Origin of the sequence: Treponema denticola (assembly GCF_024181605.1) — a bacterium.
Classification (GTDB): Bacteria; Spirochaetota; Spirochaetia; order Treponematales; family Treponemataceae; genus Treponema_B; species Treponema_B denticola_B.
The window spans coordinates 2107514-2127584 of sequence record NZ_CP054477.1 but is presented as its reverse complement, the minus strand read 5'-3'; the positions used below and the strand labels follow the sequence as shown (position 1 = coordinate 2127584).

At 36.1% G+C, this 20071-nt stretch carries 19 protein-coding genes; 7 read left to right on the top strand and 12 right to left on the bottom strand.

The window, feature by feature from the left end; translation table 11 throughout:
• Positions 1–24 precede the first annotated feature (24 nt).
• The 5 genes from dnaJ to E4N80_RS09890 all read left to right on the top strand — a co-directional run bounded on the left by dnaJ (position 25) and on the right by E4N80_RS09890 (position 6013).
• Complete coding sequence (dnaJ, locus tag E4N80_RS09910; protein WP_253699074.1) at positions 25–1203, top strand: molecular chaperone DnaJ; 1179 nt, start codon at positions 25–27, stop codon at positions 1201–1203.
• A gap of 71 nt (positions 1204–1274) precedes the next feature.
• Positions 1275–2726 carry a PP2C family protein-serine/threonine phosphatase gene (locus tag E4N80_RS09905; protein ID WP_253699073.1) on the top strand — a complete coding sequence of 484 codons (1452 nt, stop codon included), beginning with the start codon at positions 1275–1277 and terminating at the stop codon, positions 2724–2726.
• Between the two features lie 3 nt (positions 2727–2729).
• Entirely contained in the window at positions 2730–4856 is a 2127-nt protein-coding gene (locus tag E4N80_RS09900) for a PP2C family protein-serine/threonine phosphatase (protein ID WP_253699072.1), read from the top strand.
• A 9-nt stretch (positions 4857–4865) separates the two neighbouring features.
• Positions 4866–5189 carry an STAS domain-containing protein gene (locus E4N80_RS09895; protein ID WP_253699071.1) on the top strand — a complete coding sequence of 108 codons (324 nt, stop codon included), beginning with the start codon at positions 4866–4868 and terminating at the stop codon, positions 5187–5189.
• A gap of 23 nt (positions 5190–5212) precedes the next feature.
• Positions 5213–6013 carry a M15 family metallopeptidase gene (locus E4N80_RS09890; RefSeq protein WP_253699070.1) on the top strand — a complete coding sequence of 267 codons (801 nt, stop codon included), beginning with the start codon at positions 5213–5215 and terminating at the stop codon, positions 6011–6013.
• On the opposite strand, the gene E4N80_RS09885 is transcribed toward E4N80_RS09890, so the two are convergent.
• On the bottom strand, positions 6010–6954 hold the full coding sequence (locus E4N80_RS09885; protein WP_253699069.1) for a cation diffusion facilitator family transporter: 945 nt from the start codon (positions 6952–6954) through the stop codon (positions 6010–6012). The two genes, E4N80_RS09890 and E4N80_RS09885, sit on opposite strands and share 4 nt — an antisense overlap.
• 97 nt (positions 6955–7051) lie before the next feature.
• On the opposite strand from E4N80_RS09885, the gene E4N80_RS09880 reads away from it, so the two are divergent.
• Positions 7052–7933, top strand: a complete 882-nt coding sequence (locus E4N80_RS09880) for a phosphodiester glycosidase family protein (RefSeq protein ID WP_253699068.1) — start codon at positions 7052–7054, stop codon at positions 7931–7933.
• On the opposite strand, the gene E4N80_RS09875 is transcribed toward E4N80_RS09880, so the two are convergent.
• From E4N80_RS09875 to E4N80_RS09825, 11 genes are all read right to left on the bottom strand, one after another.
• Positions 7917–8885: an ABC transporter ATP-binding protein gene (locus tag E4N80_RS09875; protein ID WP_253699067.1), complete on the bottom strand. Its 969-nt coding sequence runs from the start codon at positions 8883–8885 to the stop codon at positions 7917–7919. The two genes, E4N80_RS09880 and E4N80_RS09875, sit on opposite strands and share 17 nt — an antisense overlap.
• Positions 8878–9876 carry an ABC transporter ATP-binding protein gene (locus E4N80_RS09870; RefSeq protein ID WP_253699066.1) on the bottom strand — a complete coding sequence of 333 codons (999 nt, stop codon included), beginning with the start codon at positions 9874–9876 and terminating at the stop codon, positions 8878–8880. The genes E4N80_RS09875 and E4N80_RS09870 overlap by 8 nt, the downstream gene beginning before the upstream one ends.
• Positions 9873–10835 (bottom strand): ABC transporter permease, encoded by a 963-nt coding sequence (locus E4N80_RS09865; protein WP_253699065.1) that lies wholly within the window; start codon positions 10833–10835, stop codon positions 9873–9875. The genes E4N80_RS09870 and E4N80_RS09865 overlap by 4 nt, the downstream gene beginning before the upstream one ends.
• A 2-nt stretch (positions 10836–10837) precedes the next feature.
• Positions 10838–11779 carry an ABC transporter permease gene (locus tag E4N80_RS09860; RefSeq protein WP_253699064.1) on the bottom strand — a complete coding sequence of 314 codons (942 nt, stop codon included), beginning with the start codon at positions 11777–11779 and terminating at the stop codon, positions 10838–10840.
• An 80-nt stretch (positions 11780–11859) separates the two neighbouring features.
• Positions 11860–14094, bottom strand: coding sequence for a methyl-accepting chemotaxis protein (locus E4N80_RS09855; RefSeq protein ID WP_253699063.1), 2235 nt, complete (start codon positions 14092–14094; stop codon positions 11860–11862).
• Positions 14095–14320: 226 nt separating this feature from the next.
• Positions 14321–15601, bottom strand: a complete 1281-nt coding sequence (gene murA, locus E4N80_RS09850; protein ID WP_002672373.1) for a UDP-N-acetylglucosamine 1-carboxyvinyltransferase — start codon at positions 15599–15601, stop codon at positions 14321–14323.
• 38 nt (positions 15602–15639) lie between these two features.
• A complete protein-coding gene (locus E4N80_RS09845) occupies positions 15640–16344 on the bottom strand; it encodes an early set domain-containing protein (protein WP_253699062.1) in 705 nt (234 codons plus the stop codon).
• Between the two features lie 52 nt (positions 16345–16396).
• Complete coding sequence (pth, locus tag E4N80_RS09840) at positions 16397–17008, bottom strand: aminoacyl-tRNA hydrolase (protein WP_253699061.1); 612 nt, start codon at positions 17006–17008, stop codon at positions 16397–16399.
• Between the two features lie 11 nt (positions 17009–17019).
• Positions 17020–17757, bottom strand: a complete 738-nt coding sequence (gene lptB, locus E4N80_RS09835) for an LPS export ABC transporter ATP-binding protein (protein ID WP_253699060.1) — start codon at positions 17755–17757, stop codon at positions 17020–17022.
• A complete protein-coding gene (locus tag E4N80_RS09830; RefSeq protein ID WP_253699059.1) occupies positions 17750–18523 on the bottom strand; it encodes an LptA/OstA family protein in 774 nt (257 codons plus the stop codon). The genes lptB and E4N80_RS09830 overlap by 8 nt, the downstream gene beginning before the upstream one ends.
• The gene (locus tag E4N80_RS09825; RefSeq protein ID WP_253699058.1) at positions 18480–19103 is read right to left on the bottom strand and encodes a hypothetical protein; all 624 of its coding nucleotides are present in this window, start codon (positions 19101–19103) and stop codon (positions 18480–18482) included. Before E4N80_RS09825 ends, E4N80_RS09830 begins: the two co-directional genes overlap by 44 nt.
• Before the next feature lie 128 nt (positions 19104–19231).
• On the opposite strand from E4N80_RS09825, the gene E4N80_RS09820 reads away from it, so the two are divergent.
• Entirely contained in the window at positions 19232–20047 is an 816-nt protein-coding gene (locus E4N80_RS09820; RefSeq protein WP_253699057.1) for a CheR family methyltransferase, read from the top strand.
• The last annotated feature ends 24 nt before the right edge of the window (positions 20048–20071 follow it).

Genomic DNA, 20071 nt, shown 5'->3' with positions numbered 1-20071 from the left:
ATAAACAGGAACCTCTAAAAACTGATGTTTTTAGAGGTTCCCAAATTTTTACACTGGGAGTTTTTAGTGCCGGCATCTAAAAGAGACTATTATGAGGTTTTGGGCGTAGATAAAAAAGCCTCAAATGATGACATCAAAAAAGCATATCGAAAATTAGCAATCAAGTATCATCCCGATAAAAACCAAGGGGATAAGGCTGCTGAAGAAAAATTTAAAGAAGCAACCGAAGCTTATGAAATTCTTATCGACGAAAAAAAGCGCAGCATGTATGACCAATTCGGTCATGCCGGTGTAGACGGAATGGCGGGCGGCGGAGGCTATGATCCTTCTGCCTTCCAAGGTTTTGAAGACATTTTCGGCGGAAGCTTTTCGGATATTTTTGAAAATTTATTCGGCGGAGGCTTTGCCCGCTCATCGGGCTTTGGAGGCCGTCATGCAGGCCCTATACGCGGTTCCAATTTGCGCTATGATCTTCAAATTTCTTTTGTTGATGCCGTTTACGGAAAAAAAGCCGAACTCAGTTATACCCGCAATGAAAAATGCTCCGAATGTCATGGAACAGGCAGCGAAAGCGGAAGCTCAAAAAGGATGTGCCCCGATTGTAAGGGTACCGGGCAGGTGCGTCAGAGTACCGGTTTCTTTTCTATATCTAGGCCATGCCCTACCTGCGGCGGCGAAGGCTCCATAATCGAAAAACCGTGTAAAAAGTGCGGTGGAAACGGCTTGAAGCGCAAAAAACAGCGTATAATCGTTACCATTCCTGCCGGTGTCGAAAACGGAAAACGGATTACTATTCCCAGTCAAGGAAATGCAGGTCAGGCAGGCGGGGATTATGGCGACCTCTTTGTATTTATCTTTGTTCAAGCTCATCCTCATTTTGAGCGGAACGGAATAGATCTTTACTGTGCAGTTCCCATCTCAATGACTCAGGCTGCCTTGGGCGGAGAAATAAACATCAAATCCCTTGACGAAAAAACCTTAAAACTTAAAATTCCGGCCGGAACACAAAACGGGAAACTTTTAAGAATCAGAGGTGAAGGTGTTCCTTCAGGAATAGGCCGAAAGGGCGATCTTTATATTCAAATTCAAGTGCAAATTCCTTCAAAATTGTCATCAAAATCAAGAAAACTTTTGCAGGAAATTTCAGAACTTGAAGGAGAAAACGAAAATCCGAGCCTCATAGCCCTAAAGGATTTACCTTAAAAATTTTTACTTTACACTTTATTTTTATTTTATTTTATGATATAATACCTCCAAAGCTGGAGAAGATCATAATGATAAAATTACGTAAATTACTTTCGAATATTCTGATAAGTATTGGGATGGGGAGTGTTTTTGCTCTCTTCTTGATATTTGTCAGCCCGAGATTTTTGTTTTTAGGTAAATTTTATTCGGCTAATGATATGACTCTGGCTTTGAGCAGGTTGGCTAGAATTCCTGAGATTACTCAGGTTCATCGTTTTATCATAGGAGCTTTGGTCTTTGTCATTGTTGCAATCTTTGCAGACTATCTTATACGTACCTCTTATAAGAAAATAGAAAGTAGAGAATATGATAAGCCTAAAACTAAGGTTTTTGCGGAATTTTTGAAAAAAACTCGATTTTGTTACACTATAGAAAATTTAATAGATGCCATAAATAATGAGCTTGAATATTCAGGTGACTGTTCGGTAATGCTTGTAGATTCTATAGAAAATATCGTTTTATATAACAGCGCTTCAAGATTTATTTCTTCTCCGGAAACTTATGCTTCTTTGCATGAAATCACAGTGGGATACAAACCAGGAGTTTATTTTTTTAATGCCGATATGCAGGGCTGTAAACTTAAAGATGCCCGTATTGCTGCGGTAATTTTAGAAAAAATGCAATTTTTTATTATTTGCGGATATTTTAATGAGGTTGAACCTGAGATTTTTAATACAATGTTTTCGGAATTTTTGACTTATCAAAACAGGGTTACTACTCTTGAGAAGCTTTTATACTTTTCAGAATTAAGCCAAGAATGGAACATGGTTGCCAACACACAAAAGGCTTTCTTACCTCAAAAGCTCCCTGAGATGCCTATGCTTGAGTTGGCGGCTTATTTTAAACCCCTTGTAAACGTATCAGGAGACTATTATGATGCTATAAAGATTGATGAGCATAAGACCCTCCTAGTTGTAGGGGACGTCTCCGGTAAGGGCCTTTCAGCTGCATTGGTTATGGGTATTGTTGTAAATACAATTAAAATAGCAAAAAATAAAGAAGACCTTCCTGCTCTTGTGTTGGCGGTAGACAGCGCCATAAAAAGAATGGGCCTTTTGGATAAGTATACGGTTTTATTTTTAGGTTTAGTTGACACCGAAAAAATGTCTATAAAATATGTTAATGCCTCAATGGAAGATCCGATGATTCTTACGGAATCCCCGTATGGCTACAAGGTAAAGGTTCTTGAATCTACCTGCAGTATTGTAGGTATCATTGACTTCGATAAAATAGAAGTGCGTGAAAGACCTCTTTATCGAGGTGATGTAATTTTGATGATGACTGATGGTGTTCCTGAGGCCATGAATGGCGAAGGCGTTGAATTAGCTGAGACCGATATGTACATGGAATCTATAAAATCTTTTGTTCAATCCAGCGCAGATGATATAGTGCAAAAAGTTGCCGGTATGGCTTATGCTCATACAGGTAGTCAGCCCATGCGAGATGATATTACTATAATGTGTGCTAAGGTTAAGGGGTAACATATGGGGCTGATTGTTTTTGAATTCTTTTTTCTTATTGTCTTAACGATATTGGCTGCAAGCCTCATTGTCAAAGAAGAGCCTTATGCGCGGGATCTTTTTATGGTTGCCGGGATGACAGTAATAACGACCTTGCTTTTTTTGACCTTAATATTAGCATTATATTTCAATTTTTCCGGCGTGGTTTTTATTATATCTAAAATTTTTATGATAGGGATGGTTTTGATTTCCTTTTTTACCTTGCAGTTTACCGTTAAAATGCCTTATTTTGAGCGTAAAAAAAATACTCCTTTTACAGTGCTTAATGGTATTTTGCATTTAGGTATTGCTGCATTGGCAATTTTCTTTATAAAAGGCTTCTTTTGGAATCCTCTATCAGGTTTTAAATTCACATCAGTTATGATAGCTGGAAATCCTGCCTCAGGCATTTTTGAAAGGATACTCCTTTTGGTTGTACCTGTTTTGGCAATGTTGATTTCTATATATAAAGTTTTTAGGGAAGGACGTAGAATTTACAGACAGCAGATGATAATTTATTTTCTGGCTCTTTTTTTTAGCGTAATTATTTGGAGCTTTGTATATTATCTTTCTACTATTTTTTCATGGGCAATAGCTATAACACCTCTTGGATATCTGCTTTTAGTATTTTTTACCTCATTCGGATTTTCAACCTCAATGGTATATGATAGAAAACAGCTGTCCCTTGCCTTATTCAGATTTTTGATTTTTATTTTAGTATTTGCTGCCGTAACAGGATATTGGGCTTCGTGGGTTCTTACCTATGTCCGTAATTTTTATCTTCAGATTGTTTTGCTGATTGTAGGAGCTCTAATTTTTCTTGTTATTAGGAATTTTGTTTCTCAAAAATTTAAATGGCTTTTGGGTGATACTTCAGAATACGCAAAAGTTATAGAAGAAAAATTGCAACGGGTTGACTATACGGAAGGCCGTGAAAAAGTCATGAACAATTTTTCTAATATTCTATTGGAACAACTAAATGCCGGTTCTATCAATATTTTGATTACAAGTGAAAATGAAATATTGGAACCTGTTTATTCGACCATAGATATAACTTCTACCTTTGATGCTGCTCAACCTATTTTTAAATTTTTATTGAATGAAAATATTCAGGTTGTAATGCGATCTCAAGTTTTGACAAACCCTCTTTTTTCCGATGTAAGAAGTGAATTAATAAGTTTTATGAACAGTACGTATGCCGAAATATTAATTTGTGTACGTGAAGGCCAAAAATTGATAGGTGTTATTTCCATTTCTTCTAAAAAAAGAAAAGAGGCTTATACCACATATGACTTTGATGTCTTAAATAGTCTTTATTCTTACTTCTTTTTAGTTGTATATTATTTGCGGAATATAGCAAAGCAGGATATAGTTCTTATTCTCGATAGAGAAATAGAAATGTCCGATCAAATTATCGGTTCAATCCAAAAGAATATAGATATTGTTGAAAAGAAAGTTATTGATGTGGATTCTGTTGCTTTTTCGGCTCACCAATTGGGAGGCGATTTTACCGACTTTATTCGATTGTCTGAAGATAGATATTTATTTTTGATAGGAGACGTTTCCGGTAAAGGATTAAGTGCAAGCATGTCAATGGTTATTTTGAAGTCTGTTATGCATACTTATCTTTCGGAAACTCCCGATTTTAAAGAACTTGTAGTAAAAATAAATTCTTTTATTAAGAATAATCTTCCTAAAGGAACTTTCCTTGCGGGGCTTTTCGGTATTATGGATTTTAAGACCTCAACAATATACTATCTTAACTGTGGTATTCCTCTCATGTCTATGTATATTGATTCTTATAAAAATGTTATCGAAATACAGGGAGAGGGAAGAGTATTAGGTTTTGTAAAAAATATACGTCCCTTTTTGAAGGTCAGAAAAATTACAATGAACCGTAATGATATTATAGTATTTACGACTGACGGTTTGTTGGATTCCAAGAATTTAAAAGGCGACAAATTCGGAAATGAGAGGGTAAGCCGTTTAATTGCAGCGAATAAGACTAAGTCTGCTAAAGAAATTTCTAATGCAATATATAAAACGTTCTTGGATTATATTGCTCATGAAATTGAAGATGATATTACTATTATGACATTTAAACATATATAAGGAAGTTTTATGGAAAATTTAATTATTAATGAATCAGAGGTATCCGGATGCTTATTATTATCTATAGAAGGTTCTGTTAATTTATATACATCCGGCGATTTTGAAAAAAGAGTATATTCGGCAATTAAAGATCACGATACAATTTTGGATCTATCAAAGGTAACATCACTATCATCGTCGGGAATTGGCGTGCTTATGTCTGCCCATAATGATAGTGAGGATAACGGACACAAGATGTATGTGTTGAATCCGGCCAAGGATGTCAAAATGGCTCTGGATTCAACAGGATTTTCAGATGTGTTTAATATTATCCATTCCGTCGGTGAGATATAAATAATTTTTATTAGATTTAAAATATGTATTTTACTCTAAAGAAAATTTTCTTTCTATTTTTCTTTTTTGTCTTTATATTTTCTATTTATCCGAACAATAAAATTTCCGATGAAGATGTATATAAAAAAGTATATACGTATATTTCAAAACGGTTTCCTAAGGATATTTTTAATAAAATAAATAACAATCGAAATATTTTTTTTAAGAATTTAAATAACGTATTAAATAATGAAAAAGAAGATGCTTTGATTTTGGTAGATAAGCTTAATCTTCTTGATAAAAATTATAAAACTAAAAATATTATATTACTCTATGACATAAAAGATAGAAAGTATGTTCTGGATCGTACCAATATATATCTTGCAAAAATTGCAGAACGTCCATTGCAAAAAATGGCAGAAGACGCAAAAAAAAATGGAATAGAAATAAGGGTAAGTTCAGGTTATCGTTCTTATAGCTATCAGTCAAAACTTTTTTCAAAATATGTAAATGTGCATGGTAAAAAAAATACTCAGTCTTTTTCTGCTCATCCGGGGGCCAGTCAGCATCAACTTGGTACTGCCATTGACTTTGGTACAATTACGGATGCCTACGCCGATACTGCTGAAGGGAAATGGATGCTTAAAAATGCGTGGAAGTATGGCTGGTCTTTATCTTACCCGAAAGGTATGGAGCATATTACAGGCTATAAATGGGAGTGCTGGCATTATAGGTATTTGGGCGTTGAGGCTTGTAAATTTCAAAAAGAATGGTTCGGCGATATTCAACAATATATGCTGGAATTTATCGACCTTTGGAAAAAAGAAAAAGCAAAACTTAATTAGTTGTTTATATCTTTTTCGGATAAACCGAAGCCTTCCTCTTCATTGTTATGAATTCCGTACGGTTCAATGTGTACCATTATATCATAAACATTTTCTATTTTTTCTTTAATTGCTGAAGTTACTTTTTCCGCTATACAATGACCTTCATAAATACTGATTGCGGCATCGACCTCAATATCCAAATCTATATCCAGAAGATTGGCCATACGTCTGATTCTTGCACGGTGAGGATTATGAGCTCCTTCAACGGAATTAACGGCTTCAAATAATTGTTTATATAAAATATCGTTTGTATTCCCGTCCATTAATTCGATATTTAGTTCCATAAAAAGTTCTATACCCGATTTCATAATCCAAAGGCTTACGAGGAGGGCTGTAACTGCATCGAAAATAGGAGCTTTAAAAAAATGTGAAATTGCAAGACCTGCTAAAACCGAAGCGGAAAGAATTACGTCATTTGTCATATTTTTTGCATTGGCTTGAATCATCATGCTGCCGGTTTTTTTGCCTATAATATACTGGTTTAGGGCTAAAAGTAATTTTACCGCAATTGAAGATACCGTAACAATAACGGCAAATATGTGAGGCATCAGAATAGTTACGGTTCCTTTATAAACATTTATGAGTTTCCCTGTTGCTGTGATAAATAATTGAAATCCGGCTATCATAATTATAAAGGCTAAGATGAGTGAGGCCATAGTTTCAGCTCTTTGATGACCCCATGGGTGTTTCTTATCCGAAGGTCTTCCTATTATAAAACTTACTGCAAGGGTCATAATAGAAATGCCGACATCCGTAGCAGAGTCAATTCCATCGCCGATTACTGAAAGACTGTTTGCATAAATTCCTATTACAAGTTTTGCGATGCATATTATTATGTTTCCGATAAGAGAAATTAGAGAGGCAATTCTTACAAGTTTTATTATATTACCGCTATTCATTTTTTTATTATATCAAAATAAAATAATAAAATCAATCTTAAAAAGGAGTTGAATATTATAAATTTTAATTGTAGAATAGGGTTTACTGGAGGTATTTATGTATTCAAATTCTAAATGCAATAAATTTTTAATGTATTTTATTTTTGTTATTTTTTTATTTTGTTCTTGCCAAACTTTTTACCCAAAAAACAGTCCTGAATTTTCTTTTATAGAAAATTCGGAAAAAAATTTTGTTTGGGAAAAATTGACAGAAGGGATTTTTCTTTCACATATTAAATATGAAGAATATCCTCTCATTGTACATGCTGTAAAAATAGATCTGACTAATCCTAAATTAAAAATAGTTGTAACTGAACCTGCACTTTTTAACGGCAAAGGTATGGTAAAAAGAGAAACAACTTTAAGTTTTGCTAGAAGGCATAATACTGTGATAGCCTTGAATGCCGCATTTTTTAATGTAATATCTTTTTCGTTTTCTTTAAGGGGTGAGCCTCTTGGAATTCATATCGATAAAAAAATAAATTTATCTAAGCCTTTCCCTAAATATGGGGCACTATGCTTTTTAGACGATAATTCTGCCTTTATAATAGAGTCCCAAAATACGGAAGACATTAAAGCTGATATTGAATATGCCGTAAGCGGTAATAGAATAATCTTAAAAGACGGAAAGCCTATAATAACAAATATCAGTAAAAAAGAAGATTCAAGAACCTGTGTAGGTCTTGCAGATGGAGGAAAAACTTTATATCTTTTTTTTGCAGAAGGTGAAAATAAAAAAAGGAGCAGAGGTATCACTTATGACCAAGCGCATTTTTTTATGAAAAAGCTTGGAGCGCAAGACGCTATACATTTAGATGGAGGAGGTTCCAGCTCTTTAATAATAAAAAAAGAAAATAAATTTTTTGTTGAAGTCCCTTCAATTTCAAATTTCGGTTTGCGTAGGGTTGTAACAAATTTAGGTTTTATAATAGAGGATTGATTAAATGGCAGGCAGTAAAGTGCCCTTCTTCCGTTTCTATTAATTCGGGCGGAATTGATTTGCACTTTTCAAAAGCCTTTGGGCAGCGTTTATAAAAACGGCAGCCTTGAGGGGGATTGATTGCACTGCTTATTTCTCCATGGATATGAATACGCCGTGCCGACATAGGGGAATCTATATCGGTACTTGGGATTGCAGAAATTAAGGCTTGAGAATAAGGATGAAGCGGTTTTTTATATAGGTCGGCACTTTTTGCAAATTCTACAAGTTTCCCCGAATACATAACGCCGACCTTATCGGAAATATATTTTACTATAGATAAATCATGGGCAATAAATAGATAGGTCATTTTAAATTCTTTTTGAAGCCTTATCAATAAATTTATTATTTGAGCTTGAATTGAAACATCGAGGGAAGAAATAGGCTCATCACAAACTATAAAGTCGGGCTCCACTGCCAAAGCCCTTGCAATTCCTATTCTTTGTCTTTGCCCTCCCGAAAATTCATGCGGAAATCTATTGGCATGTTCGGGAACAAGGCCTACGGTTTCAAGAAGAGAGTATACGCTATTCTCCATTTCTTTTTTTGTTTTATATAAATTGTGAGCTTCCATTCCTTCCGAAATAATTTGCGAAATTGTCATACGGGGATTAAAAGAAGCAAAAGGATCTTGCAAAATTATTTGCGCCCTCTTTTTAAAAGTATGCAGTTCTTTTTTTGAAGCCGAGTCGATTTCGGTTCCATCAAAAATTATTTTTCCGGCAGTAGGGCGGTAAAGGCCGAGGACGGTTCTACCTAAAGTGGTTTTGCCGCAGCCCGATTCACCTACAATGCCTACCGTTTCTCCGCGGTTTACCGTGAAGCTTACATCATCCACTGCATGTAAAATTTCTTTACGGCCCAGAGTAAAATATTTTTTTAAATTGCAAACTTCTAAAAGGGTATCAGCCATTGTTTTTTCCTTTTGCAAATTCATGTTGAAGCCAGCAGGAAGTAAAGTGTTCATCTCTTACCCGCATTTCGGAAGGTTTATGCCTAAGGCAAACCTTCATACACTTTTCGCATCTGTCGGCAAAAGCACAGCCGTCTGAAATAGAAAGCATATCGGGATGATTACCTTCGGGTGAATAAAGTTTATTTTCTTTTAATTGGTCTATTGAGGGAACGGCTGCAAGCAATGCCCTTGTATACGGGTGTTGTGCATTTTTAAAAATATCTTCGGCCTTTCCGCGCTCAATGATTTTTCCGGCATACATAACCTGAATGCGGTCTGCAATTTCGGCTGCAATTCCGAGGTCATGCGTGATGAGCATTACGGCTGTCTTTGTTTCTTTTTGAATTTTTTGTATAAGTTCCAATATCTCGGCTTGAATTGTAACATCCAGTGCCGTTGTAGGTTCGTCGGCAATTAAAATTTTAGGATTGCTTGCTAGGGCTATCGAGATTAAAACCCTCTGCCTCATACCGCCCGAAAATTCGTGAGGATATTGCTTGAGTCTTTTTTCGGGGTCAGGAATTTGAGCCAGCTCTAAAATTTTTATAGTTCGCTCTAAGGCTTCTTTTTTGCTCAACCTTTGATGAATTAAAATACTTTCCATAACCTGCTTGCCTATGGGCATTGTAGGGTTTAAATATGTCAGAGGGTCTTGAAAAATCATGGATATTTCATTTCCTCTTATGTGCTGCATTTCTTCTTCGGAATATTCCAAGATATTTTTATCTTCAAAAATAATTTGAGATTTTTCGTGTATGCGTGTTTTTTTTCCGGGGAGGAGTTTTAAAATTGAATGAGCCGTAACGCTTTTTCCGCAGCCGGACTCTCCGACAAGTACAAGAGTTTCATCCTCGTATAGATTAAAAGAGATACCGTTTACGGCATGGATTGTCCCGCCGTAATTTTTGAAAGTAACAGCCAAATCTTTAACTTGTAAAATAGGTCTCATTTGTACTTCCTTAAATGCGGATCCATTGCATCCCGTAAAGCATCGCCGATAATCTGCAAGGATAAAATTGTCAGACTTATAAAAAGGGCAGGAAAAAATAATTGGTAAGGATAAAAAAGCATTGTCTTTTGTGCCTCTGATGCCAACACTCCCCAGCTGGTATATGGCGGCTGAATTCCTAAGCCGATATAAGATAAAAAAGCTTCTCCAAAAATAAATGAAGGAATATCAAATGTTAAGGCGATTATCATAATGCTCACAGTGTTGGGAAGTAAATGTTCTATTATGATTTTAAATGAGCCCGTGCCCAAAGCCTGTGCCGCCAAAATAAAATCCTGATTTTTTATCTGCAAGACTTGACCGCGCACAAGCCGTGCAGTAAAACACCAGCCTGTAATTGTCATTGCGATGATAATCGAAAAAATTCCCTTGCCGAAAATAAGAGAAATTAAAATAGCGGTAATTAAATAAGGAATACTTGAAAGTATTTCGACTATACGCATCATTATAGTATCGGTTCTTCCGCCTGAGTATGCTGAAATGCCTCCATAAATTAAACCTATGCTCATATCGATTGCAGCTCCTATAATTGCAATTATAAGAGAAACCCTGCCGCCCTTACAGACCCTTGTAAATATATCACGCCCCAATTCATCCGTCCCAAAAAAATGAGAAAACGAGGGACTTAAATTTTTTTCTTTTAAGTTTCCGTCATCAGCCGACCGTCCGCTTAAAATCGGGCCGAATGAACATATCAAAATAATTAATCCCAAGACTGCACAAGAAAAAAGAGCTCTTTTGCTTTTTTTAAACCTCCGTCTTACATCTTCCCAAAAGCCTATACTGACCCTTGTTGTTTGAAGCGTCTTTTTTGTTCTTATAACGGGTTCAAAATCAGATGGACTTAAATTTAATTCTTTACTCGGATCATCATAGTTTGCAATTTTTTTTTCATCCATTTTTAAAGAACCTCATTTTTTGCTTGCACCTTAATTCTCGGGTCTAGCAAATTATAAGCTATATCTACTATAATAAGAGATGCTACATATAAAAAAGAAATAAAAATAGTTTGACCCATTACCATCGTATAATCTCTTTCTGAAATTGAACGCACAAAATAGGAGCCTAGTCCTGGAACCGAAAAAATATTTTCGATTATAAAAGTGCCTGTGAATGTAAAGGCTATTTGAGGGCCGAGCATAGTTATGATCGGTAAAAAAGCGTTCCTTAGAATATGGCTTTTTATAATTCTTACCTTTGAAGCTCCCTTTGCTCTTGCAGTTAAAATATAATCTTGGTTTATAATATCCAAATAATTGGATCGCATATAGCGGGAATATTTTGCGATGGGGCCTATGGCCAAGGCTAAAGAAGGCAGGACTGTATATTTAAAACTTCCCCAACCTGTAATCGGAAGAAGATTATGTTTAATGCCGAAAAAATATTGCAGCATTTGTCCCATAACAAAACTTGGGACAGATATTCCTATAACTGCGATTAGGATAACGGCATAATCGAATTTTTTTCCGCGTTTAGCTGCTGATAATATACCTAAACTTAAACCAACTGAAACGCCGAAAAATAATGCTTGCAGTCCCAGTCTTGCCGAAATAGGTGCGTGGGTTTTTATTACATCGGTAACAAGTCTTCCTCGGTAATAAAGCGAGGTTCCTAAATCGCCCTTAACTAAAAGATTTTTCCAAAAAACTATGTATTGAGTAAAAAGAGATTTGTCATATCCGTATTGAGAATAAAGCTCGGTTCGTCTTTCTCCAGGTAAATTTTCAGCTATGGTTTCAATGGGATTGCCCGGAATAATATGCACTAAAAAAAAGGTAATACTTGCAACGATGAACATTGTAAGAATACCGTATAAAATCCTCTTTAAAATAAAGTTAAGCATATTGTAAACCGAGCCTTTTGTTAAACTTAAGGCTCAGAATATCATAAATTTTATATAATAGGAAGAGGTTAAGTGTCCCGTTATATTTTGAATTTGCCGACCTCTTCTGCAAGGGCTTCAATATTCATTTTATTTTTTTGTGAAATACCCTTTACTTCGGAACAGGAAGTTTGTATTTGGTCTGTACCTGCCGACATTTCTTGGATGCTGTCATTTATAATCTGTGTTAATCCTTCAAGCCGATTCATTTCTTTTACGGCATCTTCACCGGCCTTTAGCATTTCGGCAGAGCCTGATTGAACTTCCAGTGTGATATTATTTATATCATGTATAGCCGACAGCACCTCGTTACTTCCGTTTTCTTGTTCGTTCATTGCAGTCATAACGCTGCTGCTCATTGATTTTACATTTTCAGCAAGGCTAAAAATTGCATTAAATTTTTCTTCTACGGTTTTTGAAGATTTTGCTAATGTTTCAATTTCTTCTGAGAATTTCTTAAGAGCAGAAGAAATTGATTTTCCTTGAAGACTTGATTCTTCGGCTAATTTTCTGATTTCATCCGCAACTACTGCAAAGCCTCTTCCGGCTTCCCCTGCATGGGCAGCTTCAATTGCAGCGTTCATTGCTAAAAGGTTTGTTTGACTTGCAATATGCTGAATTACATTTGAAGCTTCAATCAAGCTGCCTGACTCTTCTGCAATTTTTTGTGTAACCGAATTTGAAAGGTGGAGGGCGTCCTTACCGTAGACTGTTGCATCTGCCAACTCTTTAATTGCCGAATCGCTTTGGTCCAATATTTTTGTTACTGAAGAAATATTAGTAACCATTTCTTCAATCGCTGAAGAAGATTGCACAACATTTGCAGCCTGACTTTCAATACGGCCGTCTAACTGTTTTATTGTTTGAAGAATTTGTTCGACATTTGCAGTAGCTTCACTCACACTTGCCGACTGAGACTCTGCTTGGTCTTTTACCTTTAAAATATTTTTACTTATTTGGCTTATTGAACTTGCGGTTTCAAAAACGTTTACTGCAAGAGTTTCTCCTGTTTTTTGCATATCCAAAGTACTGTTTGCAACATTCCTTACCGTAAAACCTATTTTTTCTATTGTTTGATTAAAGGAATTAGATAGGTCTGCAATTTCATCCTTACCCTTTCCTATTAAGCGGGCTGTCAAGTCTCCATCTCCTTGAGCAATATTTCTGAGAGCTTTAACTACGTTTGAAATTCTCTTTGTGATTCCGTTTATTATAAATGTCAGAATGATTATTGATGCAATAAAGCCTGCCAATAAAATTATGGAAACAAGTTTAATTAAGTTTGTACTTTCTTCATAGATTTCTTTTTCCGGTATTGAAGTGCCTACAAACCATATTTCATTCGTTCGGCCTATCTTTACAGGTGTAAATACTTCAAGATGCTTATTTCCGTTTATTTGGGTTTCAATTAAAAATGGAGTAAGAGACCTCTTTGCATCAAAAAAGTAATCTGCTATTTCTTTGTTTTCAAATTCGGGAAGGGTTTTTGATATTAGGTTTTTATTTTTATGTGCAAGAACGGTGCCTTTAGCTGAAATGAGAATTGCATAGCCTGATTTAAAAAAAACTTCTTGTGAAAGTTTTTCCTGCATATAATCAAGGGAGTAGTCAATTCCTACAACTCCTAAGGATTTTCCTGTTTTGTCACGTATTGGGATTGCAGTACCTGCAACATAAATCATGTTTCCTTGGAGTTCATATTTATTGGGCTCAATCAAGATACCATGCTGCGAGGTCTTAGGTTTTTCATACCAAAAACTGCTTACATATTCGGTTAAGGGCACCATTGAAATTTTACCGTTGACCTTTGTCCAGTATGGAATAAATCTCCCGCTATTATCATGACCTTCAGTGTTTTTAAATTTGTAATCAAGCTTATCGAGAGCATTAGGTTCCCAAACAGTCCATACATCTATAAATTTTTCCGAATCTCTTAAAATTTCTTTTTGTAAACTATTGAAATAAGATCTTCTGTTTTCCGGCGGAATATCTTGGAAGGATTCAAATGTTTTTGCTAAGGTTTTATTTGTATCGTATACATTCTTGATAATCGTCTCGATAAAGAAGCCGAGGTTTTTACTGGAATCATATAATTTTACAACAGCGTTTCGTTTTGAAGTTCCACTTAGTTTTTTTACAAGAACTATACTTGTAAGAATCAAAAAAACAGATAGAACCGAAATTAAGGCAATCATGATTTTTCTTTTTATTGTTAAAATTGACGATCCGCCTATTCCACTATCTTTGAGATATATTTTCTCCTTGGTGTCATTCATAGACTCATCCTTAAAAATATAATATAAAAAACGAATTAAATAATGGGATGTGCTTTGCGAGCCTTAAAGAGTCAGTATTTTATTCTATTAGAATGATTTGTTATGCTTAAAGAATAACATACTATTCAAACAATATCAGCACACATTTATATTGAAAGTAATTGGGAGTTTACAAAAAAAATGAAGGTTAGTCAATAGTTTTTTTAATTTTTTTTTAAACTATTTTCTATTTTTCTTTAAGCTCTATTTTTACGCCTATGGATTTGAGCCTTTCGACCAGATGCTCATAACCTCTTTCTATCTGGTAGACATTCCGGATAATGCTTTCTCCTCGAGCACAGCAGGCGGCAATTACCATGGCCATGCCGGCTCTTACATCGGGAGAAACCAATTCGCTTCCGTGGAGGGAGCTTGGGCCCGAAATGACTGCTCGGTGAGGATCGCACAAGGTAATACGGGCACCCATTCCGATTAGCTTATCTACAAAGAACATTCTGGATTCAAACATCTTTTCATGAATTAAAACCGTGCCTTCTACCTGCGTTGCTATTACAGTCATTATACTCGTAAGATCAGGCGGAAAACCCGGCCATGGGGCATCGTCAATCTTGGGTATCATTCCTCCGAGGTCACAGTTTACCTGCATCTTTTGCTTATCGGGAACGGTAAGGGTTGTTCCTTCTAAAGACCAGCCTATACCCAACTTGCCGAAGGCTACACGCAGCGGTCTCATATCTCTCGGTTCTACATCGGTAATTTTAAGCTGGCCGCGGGTAACGGCAGCGAGACCGATAAAAGAGCCTATTTCCATATAGTCAGGGCCGATGCGGTGTTCCGTACCGTTTAATTTTTTGACACCTTCGATAGTCAGTATATTGGAGCCTACTCCGCTGATTTTTGCTCCCATCTTATTTAACATCTTACAAAGCTCTTGAACATGGGGCTCGCTTGCTGCGTTTGATATGATGGTAGTTCCTTCTGCGAGGCTGGCTGCCATGATAGCATTTTCCGTTGCCGTAACGGAGGCTTCATCTAAAAAGATATCTTCTCCCATCAGTTTATGTGCAATAAAAGAAAAATTTTGGTCGGTTTCGACTCTGGCGCCCAATTCCGTCAAGGCTAAAAAATGGGTATCGAGGCGGCGTCTTCCGATAACGTCTCCTCCCGGAGGGGGCAAAACAGCCTTACCTGTTCTTGCCAAAAGCGGGCCTGCAAATAAAATAGAAGCCCTTATCTTTGTCGCAAGATCCTCAGGTATCTTGCTTGTTTTTACCTTTTCTATTTGGAGCTTAAATACGTTTTTTTCTATTTTTTCGTAGTGCCCACCCAGAGCTTCAAAAACTTGAAGCATTACAAAAACGTCCTCAATTTCGGGAATGTTTTTAAGGATAATGGGTTCTTCCGAAAGGATGGCGGCAGCAATGCAGGGCAGGGCTGCATTTTTATTTCCGCTTGCTTTTATTGTTCCCTTTACGGGAAATCCGCCTTGTATAATATATTCGTGCATACTTAATCTCCTATAAAAATAATACGATGTTTATCGGGTTACTGAACGGTTATAACTGAAGCAACCCGTCCATCGGCCGTATATACATAATTTTTATTTGTATTATCCGGCAGCTGGCTTCCGCCTGAAAAGTAAGCATATAACCAAGTTCCGGACGGCAAATTTAAATTCAACTCATATCGTCCCGGAGAAACCTCGATAAGATCGTACATAAAGGGATCCCAATTATTAAAAGAGCCGGCAAGCCTTATGTTTTTTTTAGGCTCACCTAAGTAGGTAAATTTTACCAAACTTTTACCGCTTACCTCTGTTTTATACTCTTTTTTGTAAGGGACTTCAATACGTGAAATGCTCATACTGTGTATGTTATCAAAGGCTGTGTTACTATTTATCGGATCCGATGACCAAAGCCCGTCTATTACAAGTCTGTATTTTATTTCCATTAGCTCATCAGGAATCGGAAAAATATAGAACAAGATGGGCTCCTTGCCTTCATATAGTTCATTTTGGGGGAGCTTTTTAAAGGAATGGATATGTTTGTAATCTTCATGAGAAAAGGCTATACCTACATGCCGCCTTGCGGTTGAAGTAAAAATTATATGCCCATCCTTAATTTTAGGAGCTTCAACGCGGACAATAGACTCTACGAGTTTTTGGTAATCTTCTAAAGAAGCAGACTGTTCCGAAAAAGCAGTCATCAAAAAAAGACTAATAAAAATTAATAAAACCGGTATTTTTTTCATTATCGTTCCTCATTTTAGTTTCGGAAAAATAAAAAAAATCTTAAGCGGGACTTTAACTTTGAAGAGGCAGTACCTTAGCCCATTTTTTTATAAGAGATTGAGGCTCATCAGCTTCCAATAATTCTTTAAAAAAAGAGTCGGCTTGAGATACTTGGCTTTTTAGGACATCCAATTCGGATTGTGCAAAGCGGGAAAGCACATAACCTGAAATATCGGGGGAAGCATCTCCTCCTTGAGATGAAAAATCAGGCCGGCCTATGCCTATCCTTAGGCGGAAAAAATCTGCCGTATTTAAAACCGATTTTATGGAGCGTAATCCGTTATGTCCGCCGAGACCTCCCGACCACTTGAAGCTGAGAATACCGGGTTTTAATTCCAGCTCATCATGCACTATTAAAATATTTTCAGGCTTTAATCTAAAAAAGGAGGCTGCAGCTATTACGCTTTCTCCCGATAGGTTCATATAGGTTTCGGGTTTTAATAGATGTACAGTCCTGCCGGGCGTCATAGAAGAAGGCAGCTTTGCATATTGCCCCTTAAATTTACCCTGCCACACGGCATTTGTGCCTATCTCTATTGAATCGCATAAAACCCAAGCTGCATTATGCCTTGTATTTTCGTATTTTTTTCCGTAGTTGCCTAAAAAAACGATTAAGTCTATCATCTCATCTCCAATTACATTCTAAATTCTTCGCCAAGATATATTTTTCGGGCAATTTCCGAATTTAGAATTTCATCGCGTGAGCCTTGTTCTACAATTTCTCCGCTGCCGATTATGTATGCCCTGTCGGTTATCTCCAAGGTGTCCCTGACATTGTGGTCGGTTATCAAAATTCCGATGCCCTGATCGGCTAAAATACGGACTATGCTTTTAATGTCATGTACTGCAATCGGGTCGATTCCGGCGAAGGGTTCATCTAAAAGCAAAAACTTAGGTTCAATGGCTAAGGCTCTGGCTATTTCGGTTCGCCTTCTTTCTCCTCCCGAAAGGGTATAGGCTTGTTGTTTTCTGTTTGCCTTAATTCCAAATTCTTCAAGAAGGAATTCAAGCCTTTCCATTTTTTGCTCTTTGGAGAGGTCTTTGCGTGTTTCTAAAATCGCATAGATATTTTGTTCTACGGTGAGCTTTCTAAAAACGGAAGCTTCTTGCGGTAAATATGAAATTCCTGCGTGGGCTCTTTTGTACATTGGCAGGTTTGTTATTCTATTGCCATCCAAATATATGTTGCCGGAATTCGGTTTATAAAAACCTACAATCATATAGAATGTTGTAGTTTTTCCGGCTCCATTAGGGCCCAGCAGACCTACAATTTCCCCCTGATTCATCGAAAAACCGACATCCTTTACGGCATGTTTTTTCCTAAAAAATTTGTTTAATCCTTCAACCTTTAAAATACTTTTTTCGTCAAACATTGGGTTGTTCCTCTTGATTTTGGTCCGGTTTGTCTCCGTTTTCTTGAAGATTAGTATTGTCTTTTTTCTCATCTTGAGAGTTTTTATTATCTTCAGGTTCTTTTTCGTCTTTTCCCTGCTCGACGGAACCTCTGACTCGGCCATCAAGGGTTATATCTTCCGTATCCAAATTAACGGAAATCTTTCCGGCCCTAAATTCATCCTTTCCTTTTTTTACGACGGGACTGCCTGTTAATTCTACCTTTGATTCTTTTCTATTGTATAAAGCAAACATTGAATTACAATTTATATCTTTGTTTATTATCTTTACATTAAAACGCATGATAATTATTTCTTGTTTCTTTTTATATTCAATATTTTCGGAACTGATACTTACATCATTCTTGGTATCTTTAAGCTCCAATTTTCCGAACATTGTAACCGTATCCGTTTTTCTGTCAAAGTTGATTAAATCGGCCTTAAAACTGTACCCCTTTCCGTCGTCCTCACCCTTGACCGAACCGGTTGCATTTACATATCTATAATCTTTTCCAAAAATTTCGATACGGTCTGCAGATATGCTTAAGCTGTCTACCTTGACTTCGGCGTTTCCTATTAAATTGGTCGATTTCTTATTTTCAGATACCGAGGCTGTTACCTTATCGGCTTTAAAACTTATTGTTGATGTTTGAGCACTAATATTCATTAAAAAAAGGAATATGAGAAAATATACGGCAAAAAGTTTAAGGCTCTTGTGATTCCGAATTTCGGTTTGAATTTTCTTCATTTTCATTCTCCTTATTTTTAGTCTGAATTTTACCTTCTATGGAATTTAAAAATTCGAATTCTTTAGAAAGAGTGTTTGCTATAAAACCTGAGCCGTTTATAAAAAGCTCATCGCCCCTTTTTACCTTTACCGAACCGCCCTCTACTCCATATAGGAGATTTTCATTTTTGTTCCAAAAAAATGCATCTCCGGAAATCATAAGTCCTTCTTTTAAATCTTCAAAAAAAACCTTTTGACCCAAAAAGTACTGATTGGTTTTTTCGTCTATTTTGATAATTCCGGCTCTTCCTTTGAGTTCCGCTTCCGGTTTGTCGTTTTCAAGCGATTTTTTATCGATTTTAAAGAAACGCAGATTTTTACCGGCCCATATTCTATCCGAATCGTAAATCTCTAATTCCATAAAATTTATACGTAAATTTAAGGAATTTTCCTCATATTGATCCAAATTTGCATTTTTAAATACAAAATTCGGTTTTTTTTCAAAATTTTGTGCCTCTTTACTATAGTTTAAACTGCAAGAAAATGATATAATAGCAAGAATGGAGGCTATAATAAAAGTTTGAGCTTCCTTAAAATTCATAGTTTATTATACTATCTTTTTTAATCTTAGTCAAAAGCCTTTGACTGCCGATTGACATAATATCGTATAAGACATAGACTATGTGAAAGATTTAAAAAATAAATTTAAGTATTACAGGAGCCTAGAGTATGGCAGATTTTTTAACTGATCAAGAATTCCATATGTTCAGCGATTTAATATATACCGCTAGCGGTATTACTTTTTCCGATACTAATAGATCTATTTTGGAAAGCAGATTAAAAGAAAAACTTAGAGACAAGAAACTTGAAAAAGTGTCGGATTATTATGCAATGCTTATGAAGGATTCGGAAGAGCAAAAGAGCCTTTTAGACTCCGTTACAACAAACCTTACAAGGTTTTTTAGAAACCAGCCTCACTTTGATGCATTGGAAAATTACGTTATTCCTGAGCTTGTAAAGGTGAAAAGGGCAGCAGGTAAAAATAAAATTAAAATATGGAGCGCCGGCTGCTCAACCGGAGAGGAACCTTATACAATAGCTATGGTTATGAAAAAACACCTTCCCGCAGGATTTTCAGCTGAAATTACAGCTTCCGACTTATCACTAAAATGTCTTCTTGTAGGAAAAACCGGCTTTTATCAGGAATCCAGAGTTGCCGGAATTCCGGATGATTATTTGAAATTGTATTTTGATAAGTTGAATGACGGTTATCAGGTAAAAAAAGATATAATGCAAATGGTAAACTTTGACTATCATAACTTAAAACATGATTCAAAGCATACCGATTTTGATCTTGTGTTTTGCCGAAATGTTTTGATATATTTTGATGAACCTGCTCAAAAAGATGTTATTGATAGGTTTTGGCGTGCTATGTCGCCTAAATCTTTTTTATTTATAGGTCATTCCGAATCTCTTTTTGGTATGGAAACTCAATTTAAGTTTTTAAAAACGGATTGGGCTTGTTTTTATCAAAAGGGTTTTTGATTTTAAAGGTTTTATATAATTCTT